Source organism: Kutzneria sp. 744, from assembly GCF_000568255.1.
In the GTDB taxonomy this organism is placed as follows: Bacteria; Actinomycetota; Actinomycetes; order Mycobacteriales; family Pseudonocardiaceae; genus Kutzneria.
Genome location: NZ_KK037166.1, coordinates 1,328,921 through 1,341,942, shown reverse-complemented (window position 1 = coordinate 1,341,942; position 13,022 = coordinate 1,328,921). Strand labels below are relative to the sequence as shown.

General features: G+C 69.9%; 13 protein-coding genes and 2 pseudogenes. 7 read left to right on the top strand and 8 right to left on the bottom strand.

Annotated features, from left to right (window positions below; genetic code table 11):
- The first annotated feature begins 1 nt into the window (after window position 1).
- Complete coding sequence (locus tag KUTG_RS05815) at window positions 2-874, top strand: EamA family transporter (RefSeq protein ID WP_052394062.1); 873 nt, start codon at window positions 2-4, stop codon at window positions 872-874.
- The gene (locus KUTG_RS05810; RefSeq protein ID WP_043715463.1) at window positions 829-1,326 is read left to right on the top strand and encodes a methylated-DNA--[protein]-cysteine S-methyltransferase; all 498 of its coding nucleotides are present in this window, start codon (window positions 829-831) and stop codon (window positions 1,324-1,326) included. The genes KUTG_RS05815 and KUTG_RS05810 overlap by 46 nt, the downstream gene beginning before the upstream one ends.
- Here the strand turns inward: KUTG_RS05810 and KUTG_RS05805 are convergent.
- Complete coding sequence (locus KUTG_RS05805) at window positions 1,323-3,338, bottom strand: ATP-binding protein (protein WP_232240682.1); 2,016 nt, start codon at window positions 3,336-3,338, stop codon at window positions 1,323-1,325. The two genes, KUTG_RS05810 and KUTG_RS05805, sit on opposite strands and share 4 nt — an antisense overlap.
- 107 nt (window positions 3,339-3,445) lie before the next feature.
- Window positions 3,446-3,988, bottom strand: coding sequence for a peptide deformylase (gene def / locus KUTG_RS05800; protein WP_043715461.1), 543 nt, complete (start codon window positions 3,986-3,988; stop codon window positions 3,446-3,448).
- Window positions 3,989-4,044: 56 nt separating this feature from the next.
- Between def and KUTG_RS05795 the strand changes: the two genes are divergently transcribed.
- Window positions 4,045-4,530 (top strand): helix-turn-helix domain-containing protein, encoded by a 486-nt coding sequence (locus KUTG_RS05795; RefSeq protein WP_084578939.1) that lies wholly within the window; start codon window positions 4,045-4,047, stop codon window positions 4,528-4,530.
- Between the two features lie 7 nt (window positions 4,531-4,537).
- Here KUTG_RS05795 and KUTG_RS65115 read toward each other — a convergent pair whose 3' ends face one another.
- Window positions 4,538-4,669 carry a hypothetical protein gene (locus KUTG_RS65115; RefSeq protein ID WP_255360850.1) on the bottom strand — a complete coding sequence of 44 codons (132 nt, stop codon included), beginning with the start codon at window positions 4,667-4,669 and terminating at the stop codon, window positions 4,538-4,540.
- Between the two features lie 91 nt (window positions 4,670-4,760).
- Between KUTG_RS65115 and KUTG_RS05790 the strand changes: the two genes are divergently transcribed.
- Window positions 4,761-6,332: a chloride channel protein gene (locus KUTG_RS05790; protein ID WP_232240681.1), complete on the top strand. Its 1,572-nt coding sequence runs from the start codon at window positions 4,761-4,763 to the stop codon at window positions 6,330-6,332.
- On the opposite strand, the gene KUTG_RS05785 is transcribed toward KUTG_RS05790, so the two are convergent.
- Both KUTG_RS05785 and KUTG_RS05780 read right to left on the bottom strand, forming a co-directional pair.
- Window positions 6,329-6,943 carry a DUF4142 domain-containing protein gene (locus tag KUTG_RS05785; RefSeq protein WP_043715455.1) on the bottom strand — a complete coding sequence of 205 codons (615 nt, stop codon included), beginning with the start codon at window positions 6,941-6,943 and terminating at the stop codon, window positions 6,329-6,331. The genes KUTG_RS05790 and KUTG_RS05785 overlap by 4 nt on opposite strands.
- A gap of 83 nt (window positions 6,944-7,026) precedes the next feature.
- Window positions 7,027-8,139, bottom strand: a complete 1,113-nt coding sequence (locus KUTG_RS05780) for a chromate transporter (RefSeq protein ID WP_043715453.1) — start codon at window positions 8,137-8,139, stop codon at window positions 7,027-7,029.
- Window positions 8,140-8,302: 163 nt separating this feature from the next.
- Between KUTG_RS05780 and KUTG_RS05775 the strand changes: the two genes are divergently transcribed.
- From KUTG_RS05775 to KUTG_RS05765, 3 genes are all read left to right on the top strand, one after another.
- Complete coding sequence (locus tag KUTG_RS05775) at window positions 8,303-8,518, top strand: hypothetical protein (protein WP_043715451.1); 216 nt, start codon at window positions 8,303-8,305, stop codon at window positions 8,516-8,518.
- A gap of 660 nt (window positions 8,519-9,178) precedes the next feature.
- Window positions 9,179-9,520: a DUF3048 C-terminal domain-containing protein gene (locus KUTG_RS05770; protein ID WP_052394059.1), complete on the top strand. Its 342-nt coding sequence runs from the start codon at window positions 9,179-9,181 to the stop codon at window positions 9,518-9,520.
- A 2-nt stretch (window positions 9,521-9,522) separates the two neighbouring features.
- Window positions 9,523-11,451 (top strand): HEAT repeat domain-containing protein, encoded by a 1,929-nt coding sequence (locus tag KUTG_RS05765; RefSeq protein WP_043715449.1) that lies wholly within the window; start codon window positions 9,523-9,525, stop codon window positions 11,449-11,451.
- Window positions 11,452-11,487: 36 nt separating this feature from the next.
- Here the strand turns inward: KUTG_RS05765 and KUTG_RS05760 are convergent, their stop codons facing one another.
- The 3 genes and pseudogenes from KUTG_RS05760 to KUTG_RS05755 all read right to left on the bottom strand — a co-directional run.
- Complete coding sequence (locus KUTG_RS05760) at window positions 11,488-12,504, bottom strand: glycosyltransferase (protein WP_232240680.1); 1,017 nt, start codon at window positions 12,502-12,504, stop codon at window positions 11,488-11,490.
- Window positions 12,505-12,607: 103 nt separating this feature from the next.
- Window positions 12,608-12,763 (bottom strand): annotated as a pseudogene (locus tag KUTG_RS65985) (glycosyltransferase); the annotation flags it as partial.
- Window positions 12,764-12,766: 3 nt separating this feature from the next.
- Window positions 12,767-13,022: pseudogene (locus KUTG_RS05755) on the bottom strand (TetR/AcrR family transcriptional regulator); the annotation flags it as partial.

Genomic DNA, 13,022 nt, shown 5'->3' with positions numbered 1-13,022 from the left:
CATGGCGACTGCACGGGTCGGGGGCATGGCGATGATGCTGGGCGGCGCGCTGTCCAGCCAGGTCGGGGCGCGACGGGCGGCGCTGGCGTTTCCCGTGATCGGGCCGGCCGGCGTGGTCGCGGTCCGGCAGTGGGTCGCCGGTGCCGTGCTGCTGGCCGCCGGCCGTCCGCGATTACGGTCCTTCACCGCCTACGAGTGGCGGCCCGTGCTGGCGCTGGCGCTGGTGTTCGCCACGATGAACCTCTCCCTGTACACCGCGATCGACCGCGTCGGCCTCGGTCTCGCGGTGACGCTGGAGTTCCTTGGTCCGGTGGCCATCGCGCTGGCCGGTTCGCGTCGTCTGGTCGACATGGGGTGCGCCTTGGTGGCGGCCCCCGCCGCCGTGGTGCTGGCTCGCCCGCAGGCCAGCACCGACTACCTCGGCATCGGGCTGGCGTTGCTCGCCGCCGCCTGCTGGGCGTGCTACATCCTGTTGAACCGCACCGTCGGCCAGCGCCTGCCCGGTGCCCAGGGATCCGCCGCCGCGGCCCTCGTGTCGGCCGTCGTGTACGTGCCCATCGGTGTGGTGGTTCTCTTTCTGCACCCGCCGACCGCCTACTCGGTGGGCGAGGCCCTGACCGCCGGCGTGCTGTCGTCGGCCATTCCGTTCCTGGTCGACCTGTTCGCCCTGCGCCGTGTGCCCACCCAGTTCTTCGGCCTGTTCATGAGCGTCAATCCCGTGCTGGCCGCACTCGTCGGCTTCGTCGTGCTCGGGCAGCGGCTCGCGTGGCTCGACTGGACGGCCATCGCCGTCATCGCCGGGGCCATGGTCGTCGCTAGTCTGGGGCCATGGGCGTTCGGCACACGATCACGGACTCGCCCGTCGGACCTCTGACCCTCGTCGCCGACGGCGCCGCCCTCATCGGCCTCTACTTCGACGGCCACAGCCGCACTCCCCGAATCCCTTTGGGACCTCGCGACGACTCAGGCTTCTCCGAGGCCATCACCCAGCTCCGCGAGTACTTCGCCGGCACCCGCACCACCTTCGACCTCGAGCTCGCCCCTCGCGGTTCCGCCTTCGAACTCGCCGTCTGGGACCAGCTCGTCAAGATCCCCTACGGCGAGACCCGCACCTACGGCCAACTCGCCCTCGCCCTCGGCGACCCCGCCGGCGCCCAGGCCGTCGGCAATGCCAACGGCTGGAACCCCATCAGCATCATCGTCCCCTGCCACCGCGTCGTCGGCTCCGGCGGCCGCCTCACCGGCTACGCCGGCGGCCTGTCCCGCAAGCGATTCCTGCTCTCCCTGGAGGAACCGCCCGCTGAGGACCTCGGCCGCCTGTTCTAGTGCTGGGTAAGCGCCTCGAGCTTCTCGCGGACCGCGGCCGCTTCCTCGGTGAGCCGCTGCGCCTTGTACAGGCCGGCCGCGCTTTCCCAGGCGTCGATCGCCTTGGCTGGATCGATCGTCGCCGCCGCGTCCCCGAGGTGGTCGAGCACCTTGGCCTCGGACTTGGCGTCGCCGAGTTCCTGCGAAATCGCCCGCGACTCCTCGTAGAGGCGAATCGCCCCGACGGGGTCGCCGGTGCCGTTGGCAATGAAGCCCAGGGTCATCAACGCGCCCGCCTCGCCGCTGCGATCGATTCGATCCCGGCACTGTGCGAGCGCTGCTGTCGAGTGCTCACGGGCTTCGTCAAACCGTCCGAGCCTGGCCGTGTACCAGCCGATTTCGTCGAGCGCATGGGAGCTGCTGAACGGCCGGTCCAACCGTTCGTACAGCTCCAGCGCACGTTTCGAATGCGTCAGTGCCTCTTCGTTGTCGCCGCGACGCTCGCAGGCCCGGGCAACGGCACGGCGCGTGTGCGCCTCGCCGAGCTCGTCCTGGCATTCCTGGGCCCAGGCGAGACCCTCGAGCCCGTAGCGATAAGCCTCTTCGTGTCGGTTGAGATCGGAGCAGGCACGGCTGAGATGCCGGTAGGCGCGGGTCCGCATATCCTTGTCGAGGTACTTGGCCGCTTCAAGACCCGACACCCAGGCCGTGAAGTTGTCGTGCAGATGTCCCATGCGAAGGTTGAACGTCGTCATGGTCCAGGCGAGCGCCCAGGCTGTCTCGTACCAGCGACGTTCGAACGCAACCTGCTGTAACGCCATGACATTGGCCCGCTCGGTCCTCAGCCACTCCCGTGCCTGGCGTTCGACCGTCAGGTTCGGAAGCGTGCAGTCAGGCGGCAGTTCGCCGACGTTGATTTCCTGGTGATGCGCGGCGATGAGCCGGTCGGCGGTGTGTGAGGTGTGGCAGGCCGCAGCCGCAAGCCGCTTCAGCGCGGCATCCGTTTCCTCCGGTGTCGCTAACTCGGCGGCGTATAAGCGAACCAGGTCGTGCAGTCGGTAGCTCGTCGAGAAATGTCCTTGGACAAGCGAGACCCGCGTCAGCGTTTTCAATGACATGAGCAGCGCTCGCTTGGGCAGACCGGTGAGGTTGGCCGCCTCGAACAAGCTGATATCGGCGCCAGGTGCAGTGCCGAGCAGCCGGAACACCCGGGCATCCTGCGGCGCCAGGGCCTGGTATGACCACGAGAGCACCGCGTGCAGCTGGCTCTTACCGCCGGCATCGAGCGCGCTCAACCGTGACGAGGCGTCACGCAGCTCCGCGGCGAAGGCGGCCAGGGGCACGTCATCGGCAATCAGGGCCTGCCCGGCGACGATGCTCAATGCCAACGGCAGGCCAGCACACCAGCGGATCAGCTCGTCGACAGCTGCTGGTTCGGCGGCAAGTCGACCGGCGCTGAGCCGCTGGGACAGTAGGTCCCTGGCCGCCGCAGCGTCCAGCGCCGTCACCGCGACTGGCCGTGCGCTGTAGCCGGTGACCAACGAGTCCATACGGTCCCGGCTCGTCACCAGGACGGTGCCGGACGCACCCGGTAACAGCGGCTCCACCTGCGCGCTGTCGCGGGCGTTGTCCAGGACGATCAGCATTCGCTTGTCGGTGACCAGGCTGCGGTAGAGCCCGACCTGCGCGGACTGCTCCTGCGGCATGTCGTCCGGCGGGATCCCCAGTGCGTCAAGGAATCCGCGCACCGCCTCGTGCGGAGACATCGGCTTCTCGTGCTGGTCGAAACCGCGCAGGTCAACGAACAGCTGGCCGTCCGGGAAGAGATCAAGATTCCGGTACGCCCAGTGCAGTGCCAGCCACGTCTTGCCGATTCCGCCGGCGCCGCCGAGCGCGGAGATCACCACTGTCGGGCTGGTGTCGAGAGCGGCCGTGAGCTGGTCCAGCTCCGCCTCGCGGCCGATGAAGTCCGCCGATGCCGGCGGCAGCTGTCGAGGTACGTCTCGTTCGTGCGACTGGTGGTGGATCGTCACGGAGTCGATGTATCCGGCCTGCACTCCCGAAACGGAGTGTGCGATGTTCCGGATCTCCGACGCCCCAGTCATGGCGATCAGTTTGCCGGACGGGCCAAGCGTGCCGATCAGCGCTGCCAGAAAGCGCCGGTGTGGGGGGAGACCTTGACCGTCGGCGGGGTGTTCCAGTCGGCGGCGAGGATCTCGTGAAGGGCGGCGCGGCGGCGTCGGGGGTCCATGCGGTCGAGGAACAGGACGCCGTCGAGGTGGTCGGTCTCGTGCTGGAGGCAGCGGGCGAGGTCGCCGGCGCCGACTATTTGCAAAGGGTCGCCGTGCATGGTGTAGCCCTTGGCGACGACGTTGAGGCGGCGGACGGTGTCGAAGTAGAGGCCGGGCATGGACAGGCAACCCTCGGGGCCGTCCTGCTCCTGCTCGTCGGGGAAGGCCAGGGTGGGGTTGACGAGGTGGCCGCGGGTGTCGCCCATGTCGAAGACGAAGACCCGGCGGCCGATGCCCAGTTGGGGAGCGGCGAGGCCGGCGCCGTGCTGGGCGTCGAGGGTGTGGTGGAGGTCCCGGACGAGCTTGCGGAGCTCGGCGTCGAAATCGGTGACGGGGGCGGCGGGCTGGGTGAGCACGGGGTCGCCGAACAGGCGTACGGGCAGCACGGTCATAGCGGCGAGAGTAGGGTGGCGGCCCCGGGTTTGCAAAGGGTGTAATGTTTGCAAACATGGAGAACCATCCGGTGCGGGAAGCGCTGCTGGAGCTGCTGCGCGAGCGAGCGGAGCTGACGTCGACGGACGCGGCGAGGGAGCTGGGCGGCAACACCGGGCTGTACTCGTTCCACCTGCGCAAGCTGGCCGAGCAGGGGTTGGTGGAGGACGTGCCGGGGACGACGGGGCGGGCCCGGCCGTGGCGGCTGGCCACCGGTCCGAAGCCGTCGTCGGAGCTGGGGGAGCTGAATCGGCGGCTGGAGGACGAGAGCTACCGGCGCTGGCGCGATAGCCGGGCCCAGGCCCCGGCGGAGTGGCGCGACGACGAGGCCTTCAGCGAGGTCGTGTACCTGACGCCGGAGGAGATGGCGGCCATGGGGGACGCCATCCGCTCGGTGATCACCCTGTTCCGCCACCGCGAGACCCAACCGGCGGCCCGGCCCTCCGACGCGGCGCCGGTGGCCGTCGTCGCCCGCCTCTTCCCGATGCTCGACCTGGACTGACCGGACCTCACCCGTCAACCGTGTGGCCGTCGCGGCGAAGCACCGTGATGAGCACGCCGTCGTTGAGCTCGGTCACGGCCCGGACCGCCAGCTCGCGGGCGATGGCCGGGTCCAGCTCCACCCAGGCGAATTCGGGCATGCGTGGACGGTAGGGGGCGGCCCGTGAGCTCCGCCACCAGGAATTGACGCGATCTGTTGCACTAAGCAATGGTTACTGTATGCAACATTCGGTGGCCAGGCTCGGGGACTTCCACGTCCGACCGAGGGTGCTGGTGATCACGGGGATCGCGCTGGTGGTGGGGGCCGCGGCGGCGGGGGCGGCGTACGTGCTGCTGAAGCTGATCGGCCTGATCACCAACGCGGTGTTCTACCAACGCCTGGCCACGGACCTGGTGGCGCCGGGGGCGGTGCACCACCCCTGGTGGCTGGTGCTGACGGCGCCGGTGGCGGGCGGGCTGGTGATCGGGCTGATGGCCCGGTACGGCTCGGAGAAGATCCGCGGCCACGGCATGCCGGAGGCGATCGAGGCGATCCTGACCGGCGGCAGCCGGGTGGCGCCGCGGGTGGCGGTGCTCAAGCCGGTGTCGGCGGCGATCAGCATCGGCACGGGTGGGCCGTTCGGCGCGGAGGGCCCGATCATCATGACCGGCGGGGCGGTGGGCTCGATCCTGGCCCAGACGCTGAAACTGTCGGCGGACGAACGCAAGACGCTGCTGGTGGCGGGCGCGGCGGGCGGCATGGCGGCGACGTTCAACGCGCCGCTGGCCTCGATCCTGCTGGCGGTGGAGCTGCTGCTGTTCGAGTGGCGGCCCCGCAGCCTGATCCCGGTCGGCGCGGCGGTGGTGGTGAGCACGATCTGCCGAGGTGTCATGCTGGGCGCGGACCCGGTGTTCGCAGTGCCTGCGCCGTCGTCCGCACCGGGACCGGCGTTCGACGCGTTGGCGCTGGTCCCGGGCCTGACCGGCGGCCTGCTGGCGATCGGCGCGACGGCGCTGGTGTACTTCGCGGAGGACCTGTTCGCCCGCCTGCCGGCGCACTGGATGTGGTGGCCGGCCCTGGGCGGCCTGGTCATCGGCGTCGGCGGCCTGATCGAGCCGAGGGCGCTGGGCGTCGGCTACGACGTGATCGACCAGCTGCTGACCGGCCACGCCACGCAGTCGCTGATCATCGGCATCCTGGTGGTGAAGACGGCGATCTGGTCGCTGTCGCTGGGCTCGGGCACCTCGGGCGGCGTGCTCGCGCCGGTGTTCATGATCGGCGCCTCGCTCGGCGCGGCGGAAAGCGGCCTGCTGCCCCAGTTCTCGCCGGGATTCTGGGCCACGTGCGGCCTGGCGGCGGTGGTCGGCGGCGTGATGCGCTCGCCGCTGACCGGCATCGTGTTCACGCTGGAGCTGACCCACGCCTGGAGCTACCTGCTGCCGCTGGTGGTCGCGTCGGTGTCGGCCTACGCGCTGTCGGTGTTGCTGCTCAAGCGATCCGTGCTGACGGAGAAGATCGCCCGCCGCCGGCTGCACCTCACCCGCGAGTACACCACCGATCCGCTGGAGACGTTCTTCGCGCACGAGGTGATGACGCCCGAGGCGCAGCCGGACCTCACGACGCCGGTCCGCGTGACCGTGCACCCGGACGAGACGCTGCGCGAGGTGGCCAACAAGCTGGCCGAGGGCTACGTGACCAGCGCCCCGGTGGTCGACCGCCACGATCCGACGACCCGCCTGGGCGTGATCACGCTGGCCCAGCTGCTGCACGCCCGGCGCCGTGACCTGCACGAAGAACATCACCGGGAGCGGCTGCTGCCCTAGGAGGCGTCGGGAACGGGCAGCTGCCCCCAGTCCACCTCGCCGGTCGTCTCCAGCACCTGCATGTGCATCTTGATGAAGTTGTTGGCCGAGTCGGCCAGCGGCCGGACCACGGAGTTGCGGGTGTCGGCGCGCACCTGGGCGATGAGGATGAACGCCTCGCCGTGGGCCTGCCGCAGGGTGTTGGTGTAGTCGACGTCGAAGGTCTTGCCGTTCTCCTGCTGCATGCGGTCGATGCCGACCTGCATGTCGGCGGCGGGCCGGTCGGGCAGGGTGAGGCCGAGCTTGGCCGCGGCGGCGAGATCCTCCTTCTGCAGCTCCACGTGCTGCGTGACGATCATCTGCGCGGACGCCCTGACCTGCTGGTTGGTCGAACGCTGCAGGGCCCACTGGGACAGTTCGATCTCACGGATGCTGGTCTCCTGGACCAGGGTCATCAGCTTCATGTCGGCCGCGCTGAGCGGCCCGTACTTGGTGTCGGTGAGCTGTGCCGCCGGCGGCTGTTGCTGCTGGGGCGCGGTCGCGGCCGTCACACCCAGCTGCGTGCTGCCGCAGCCCGCCGTCGTCAGCACGGCCACCGCACCGCACACCCCCAGGAACGTCCGTGCCCTCATCGTCCACGCTCCACTATGGATCGTTGCATGATCACACTGTTGTGCGTTGCCACTGTTCGGTACGCGGGGGAGGGTCGAGCGGTTCACGTCAGGGCGAAACCGGCCAGTGCGGCGCCGACCCCGAGCAGGGCAGCGCCGAGCAGGGCGGTGACCACGCCGCGGCGCAGCAGCAGGAGCCAGATCGCGGCCAGGGCGAGCACGACCGCCTGCCACGGATGGTGCAGCGTCAGCCCGAGCGGCACGGCGGAACCGGCGATCGCGCCGATCGCCGCCGGTCCCGCACCGTCCAGAAAGGACTGAACGGTCGCGCTGGCGCGCAGGCGGTCGAACCTGGGGCCGCCGATCACCACGAACAGAAATGACGGTGCGAACGCCAACAGCGACGCGAGCAGGCCGCCGGCCAGCCCGCCGGCGGCGTAACCGACGACGGCGACGGTCTGCACGACCGGGCCGGGCGTGATCTGGCCGAGGGCGACCGCGTTGAGGAACTGCGAGCCGGTCATCCAGTGGTAGCGGTCGACGGCGTCAGCCTGCATCAGCGGGATGATCACGAACCCGCCGCCGTAGGACAGCGCGCCGACCTTCAGCGCCACCCACGGCAGCCCGCCGGCGATCCCGCCGATCAACGGCAGGGCGTACGACCGCACGGTGCGGCTCCGCCATGTGACCTCGACGAACCCGCAGCCGACCAGCGCGAGCACCACCCACGGCCCGAACAGCACCGTGGCCGCCGCCCCGAGGAGCAGGTAGGCGATCCAGCGGCCATGGTGACGGGCCCGCCGCCAACTGGCCGGGATCAGACCGGACGCCGCGTGTGCGGCCACCGCCGCGACGGCTGCGCCGGCGCCGGCCGCCGCGCCGGTGACCCAGAGTGGTGGGTTGCCGCTCAGGAACAGCGCCGCGAGTGCCAGGATCACGATGAGCCCAGGGCAGATGAAGCCGACCGCCCCGACCAGCGCGCCCGGCACGCCCCGCAGCCGCCACGCGCAGAAGATCGCCAGCTGGGTGGAGGCGGGGCCGGGCAGCAGGGTGGTGGCGGCGATGCCGTCCTCGAACTCCTCGGCGGTCAGCCAGCCCCGCTCGGTTACGCACAGCCGCCGCAGCAGCAGGATGTGCGTGGGCGGGCCGCCGAAGCCGATGCACCCGATCCGCCCCCACTGCGCGAGGATGACGCCCAGGCCGACGCGTGTCTGCACGAGCCAACACTATGGCTTCAGTGCCGATCGAAGACAACCCGTTGGCTCAAACCTTGCTCAAGTGCGTGGAATTCGAGCCGCGACAGGGAGAACACTCCGATGTCACAGGTCGCGGACCCGGGGTCAGGGGGACACCGCCGACGCGGCCGCAGGAGGTGACGTCATGGCGTTCAGCCTGCTCATCCTGGTCGGTATCACCCTGCTCATCGTCGGCATCGTCCAGTCCGCCACGTCCGGACGGCGCCGGCGCAACCTCGGCGGGGGTGACGGCTACACCGGCTCCGACGGCGGCGGCAGCCAGCATCACCACCACCACGGCCCGTTCGGCGGCCACAGCGGCCACCATGACGGCGGCGGCCTCCTCCCTCCCTCCTTTTGACGTCTGGACTTTTTCCTTCCTTTCGTAGCTAAGAGTCGACTTCCTCTCTCCCCTATCAGCATCTTTGTGATCTTCCCCTCACACCTAATGTCTGATAGAAATTCCTCTCCAGTAACTCAGGAAACCGTCAAGCTTCGTGGCTCGAGACGTCGGGCGTCGTTAGTCTGTCGCTGGCTTATAAGAAGTTAGCATTGACCTCGTGCTGCTTTCTATCAGAGTGCGTCAATTTGAAATTGCCTGCCTAACGGAAGACGCAAAGTGAACCCGGTCGACCCCCCTTGTGAGAGAGCGAGGGGCATGAAGTATGCGTACCGGCCACCGAGTACGGAGTAAGAGAGAACGTTACTAGCGGTAACATGTGATCCCGTACCCCCATGCCTCCCGTAGCCCTAGCGCAAGGTTCCGGGGATGGCATGTACAGCCAAGTCAGCCAGTTCGACCCGTATAGCAGCATCGCAAGGGGAAATACGGCATGCCTATTGACCAGTCCTCCCAAGACTCGGGCGCGTCGGCTGCGATTACAAGTGTTGAGCTCGGTTCTTTTAGGTTCGTGCGCCGGACAAGCTGCCCAAGGGCACCGGCACGGTCACGCCACAGGCCACCGGGCCCGCGCCGGCCGGCGGCACGCCGACCACCAAACAGCACGAGCAGGTCGCGACCGTGGGCTTCGACTTCGAGTGGGCGGACCAGAAGTGGCTGGTCTCCATGGACGGCACACCGCTGACCACCACCGACGGCGGCCGGGTCGGCGCGGCCACGGTGATCGTGCAGAAGGTCACCACCCGCGCGGGCACGGTTCCCGGTGACGTGGCGGGCAATCCTTCGCCGGTCGGGGTGACGGTCGGCAGCGGGTCGGCGACCGTGCTGCGGGACGGGAAGCTGTTCGCGGCCACGTGGTCGCGGACGAGCCGCACCGCCGCGACGATCTACGCCGACGCCGCGGGCAACGCGGTTCCGGCCGCCGACGGTCCACTGTGGATCCTGCTTGCCCCGGTGTCCTGACGGTGGCGAGCGAGCAGTACACGCCTCTGGACGGGCTCGACGACATCCCGTGGGCGCAGCTGCGGCACGCCAACGGCAAAGCCTCGGACATCCCGCGCCGGCTGCGCGCGCTGGCCAGCAACTGGAACATGCGGGACCAGTTCGAGGGCATCGAGCTCGCGCTTTTCCCGCCGGACGGCGGAATCTGCTCGGCCAGCGCGCCGACCGTGCGGTATCTGGTGGAGCTCGTCGGCACGCCGAAGGTCCGGATCCGGCCCGACATCGTGGATCTGCTGGCTCGGCTGGTGATGCGGCTGAACGACCCGGGCCAGCAGCCGGATCCCCACGCCGTGGCGTGCCGTGAGACGTTGCTTTCCCTGCACGACAGGGTGATCATGCTGGTGAAGGACCGCAACGCCAACGTGCGCCGCGAAGCCGTCACGCTGCTCTGGCAGTACGCCGCGATGTCGCCTCGCGCCAAGGAGATCGAGAAGGCGTTGGTGGCGCGCGACGTCCGGGAGAAGGAGCTGGCGATCCGGGTCAAGTCCCGGTTGGAGGGCGCGGCCGCCGGCCGCACGGCGGTGCTCCGGCTGGCTGAGGCGGTGGACGAGCGGCTGCGGCTGGCCAATCTGTTGGCCCGCCGTGCGCTCGACCGGGAATCGGTGTCCGCGAGGGAACTGGTGGAGGCCGCCCTCGCGCCGACGCTGCCTCGCGGGGCTTACAGCGCCTGGGTCAACGACGGGCATCACCTGATCGAAGCGCTGTGCCCGGACGAGAATGTCGTGGCACGGATGGAGATCATCCGCCTGCTGATCGCGCGCGGCACCGGCGGCGTGTTGTCGGGCGCGCTCGGGGCGGCCGGCGCCGTGATGGCGAAATCCCGCTCCGCCACCCGTTCGCTGCTGCCGCTGCTCGGACAGGTCCTGTTCGACGACGACGCCCAGATCCGGACCAGGGCCGCCGATCTGCTCGCGTCCGTCGGCGAGGCCGGCACGCCCCATGCCGGCAGGCTGGCCAGCCTGCTGGCCGACGGCGACCCCGTGGTCGAGATGGCCGCGGCCTGGGCTCTGGCGCGGCAGGGCGACGAGCGCGCCGTGACGACGGTTCTCCGTGCCGTCAAGGAGAACAGCGACAAGCTCGCCTACCACCACCTGTCCGGCTTCGAACCGGAACTCGGCGACATGGTGAAGGAGTGCGCGCCGCGCTACCCGGAGAGGGTGGTTCCGGTGCTGCACGCCGTGCTCGAAAAGTGTGGCCCGGAGCCGACTTCCGTGCAGTACCAGCTGTGGCGGGCCCTCGCCGCGTGCGGGCCGGCCGGGTACGGGGCCGAGGACGCGTTGACGCTGATGCTGGCGTCCAAGCGGCCCGAGCCCGCGCTGATGGCGTTCGAGGGCTTCGGTTCCGCCGCCGCGCACCTGGGGCCGTGGATCGAGGCCCTGGTCCGGGTGGTTCAGGATCGATGGCTGGAACTGTGGGCCGCGCGGGTGCACTGCATTGTCACCGGTGACAAGGAGATCCTGCGCGAGGTGCTCGACAGCCTCGGCCCGCCCGAGGACTGGCGGTTCGCGCACGCCTTCGTACGCTCGGCCGTGCTGCTCGATCCGGCCGACCGGGCGGCCGTTCTCGCGCGGGCCGAGAGGTGGGTGCGGGACAACCCGGACCGCTGGGGCATGTTCGGCGTGCCGGAGACCGTGGTGGCCTGCGGCGACACCGAGCTCGCCGTCACCGTGCTGACCCGCGCCCTGGACGCCCCCGAGTACGAGCCGGTGATCCTGGAAGCCCTCCGCGCCGTCGCGAAGGTCGGATCGCCGGCGAAGGTGTTGCGCTCGCGCGTGTTGGCGGTGTTGGAGCGGGATGAACGCCTCACCGAGCCGACCGGGCTGCGCTCGATCGTGCTCGACGACCGGATCCACGCCGCCGCCCTCGACGCGCTGGGCGCCCTCGGGTCATGAAACTGCATTCGGTTGCTGGAGAGCGGGGCTCGCGGTTTAGGTGGTGAGGCGTTCTACGGTCTGGAGGACGGCGGCGGGGCCGTCTTCGGTGGCTAGGTGGGCGGCGACGGCCTTGGCGTTGGCGCGGAGGTCGGGGTCGGTGACCGCGGTGGTGATAGCGGCGGCCAAGGAGTCGGCGGTGAGCTTCTTCAGCGGCACCGTGCCGGCGCTGACACCGAGCTTGTCCAGGCGACGAGCCCAGAACGACTGATCTCCGGCGTTCGGCAGGGCGACGGCGGGAACACCGGCCCGCAGTCCGGCGCCGGTGGTGCCGGCGCCGCAGGCGTGCGCGACGGCGGCGACCCGGTCGAACAACCAGTCGTGCGGGATCTCGCCCACCGTCAGCACGTCGTCGGAGGAGACAGCGAGCTGAGCCCAGCCGGACTGCACGATGCCACGAACGCCCGCCTTGCGCAGGGCCTGGGCGATGAGCTCGGACACCTGGGCGGCCTTGGCCTTGGGCATCGGCAGGCTGCCGAAGCCGATGTACACCGGCGGCGGCCCGGATTCCAGGAACCGCACGACATCGGCCGGCGGCTCCCAGCCGAGGGGACGCGGCGGCCACCAGTAGCCGACCACCTCCAGACCACGCCGCCAGTCCCGCGGGCGCGGCACGACCGTGGGCGAAAACCCATGCAGGATGGGCCATTCCGCCTCGGTGCGACGACGCCGCAGCGCCCGCGCCGACACCTTCGGCAGGCCGAGCTGGGACCGGAGGGCGGCGATGGGCTTCGCGCAGTACCGGTCGACCCAGCCGGCCCCGAACCGTCCAACGACTCGGTTGAGCAACGGCCCGACCGACCATCCGCCCAGGATCGACGGCGGGAAATCGGCGGTGGTGGACATGGCCTGGAGCCGGATCCCGATGCTGGGCACGCCCCGGGCCTCGGCCAGCGGATGGCCGGCCAGTTCGGCGAAAGGTGACAGCAGCAGGATGTCCGCCGGCTCGTCCCGCAGCGTCCGGAGCAGGCCCTCGCCGGTCGCCTGCATGCCCTTGGGCGACATGAAGCGCATGACGGCCTTGGCCGGGTTTCTCGATGTCGCTCATCTCGGGCACCCCGGGTGCGACCATGCCCGGCGCGGCCGTGTCGAGCCCGGGCAGGCTCAGGTCGTGCGGCCGGAACCGCAGCCCGCAGCTGGTGACCAGGTCCTCGAAGATGGTCTGCGCGGACATCGTGACCTCGTGCCCCGCCTGTTGCAGCCGGGTTCCGATCGCGATCAGCGGCGCGGTGTCACCCCGCGAGCCGACGGCCGCGATCACCACCTTGGCCATGGTCTACCCCCTTCTTGTCGCCAGGTCGAACGACGTCACCAGCTCTCCGGCGTAGCCGTTCAGGTCGAAGTTCGGATTCATGGCGTAGTCCAGCAGCGGGCCGTTGCGCACGGCGCCGTTGACGGCCGTTGCCATGTGGTTCACGTCGAAGTCGCGGAACTCGCCGGACTCCTGGCCCTGGCGCAGGATCGTGGCCAGGTCGAGCTTCACGACGTCGGCCATCAGGTCCGGGTCCAGCGCGATGGCGTCCATGCGGGCG

Excerpts from the sequence above, each read along its gene's own strand:
- def (WP_043715461.1), bottom strand. The coding sequence starts at position 3,988 with ATGACCGTGCTGCCCGTACGCCTGTTCGGCGACCCCGTGCTCACCCAG.
- KUTG_RS05785 (WP_043715455.1), bottom strand. The coding sequence starts at position 6,943 with ATGAGGGCACGGACGTTCCTGGGGGTGTGCGGTGCGGTGGCCGTGCTG.
- KUTG_RS05775 (WP_043715451.1), top strand. The coding sequence starts at position 8,303 with ATGGCGTTCAGCCTGCTCATCCTGGTCGGTATCACCCTGCTCATCGTC.
- KUTG_RS65115 (WP_255360850.1), bottom strand. The coding sequence starts at position 4,669 with ATGCCCGAATTCGCCTGGGTGGAGCTGGACCCGGCCATCGCCCGCGAG.
- KUTG_RS05810 (WP_043715463.1), top strand. The coding sequence starts at position 829 with ATGGGCGTTCGGCACACGATCACGGACTCGCCCGTCGGACCTCTGACC.
- KUTG_RS05760 (WP_232240680.1), bottom strand. The coding sequence starts at position 12,504 with ATGCGCTTCATGTCGCCCAAGGGCATGCAGGCGACCGGCGAGGGCCTG.
- KUTG_RS05795 (WP_084578939.1), top strand. The coding sequence starts at position 4,045 with ATGGAGAACCATCCGGTGCGGGAAGCGCTGCTGGAGCTGCTGCGCGAG.
- KUTG_RS05815 (WP_052394062.1), top strand. The coding sequence starts at position 2 with ATGGCGACTGCACGGGTCGGGGGCATGGCGATGATGCTGGGCGGCGCG.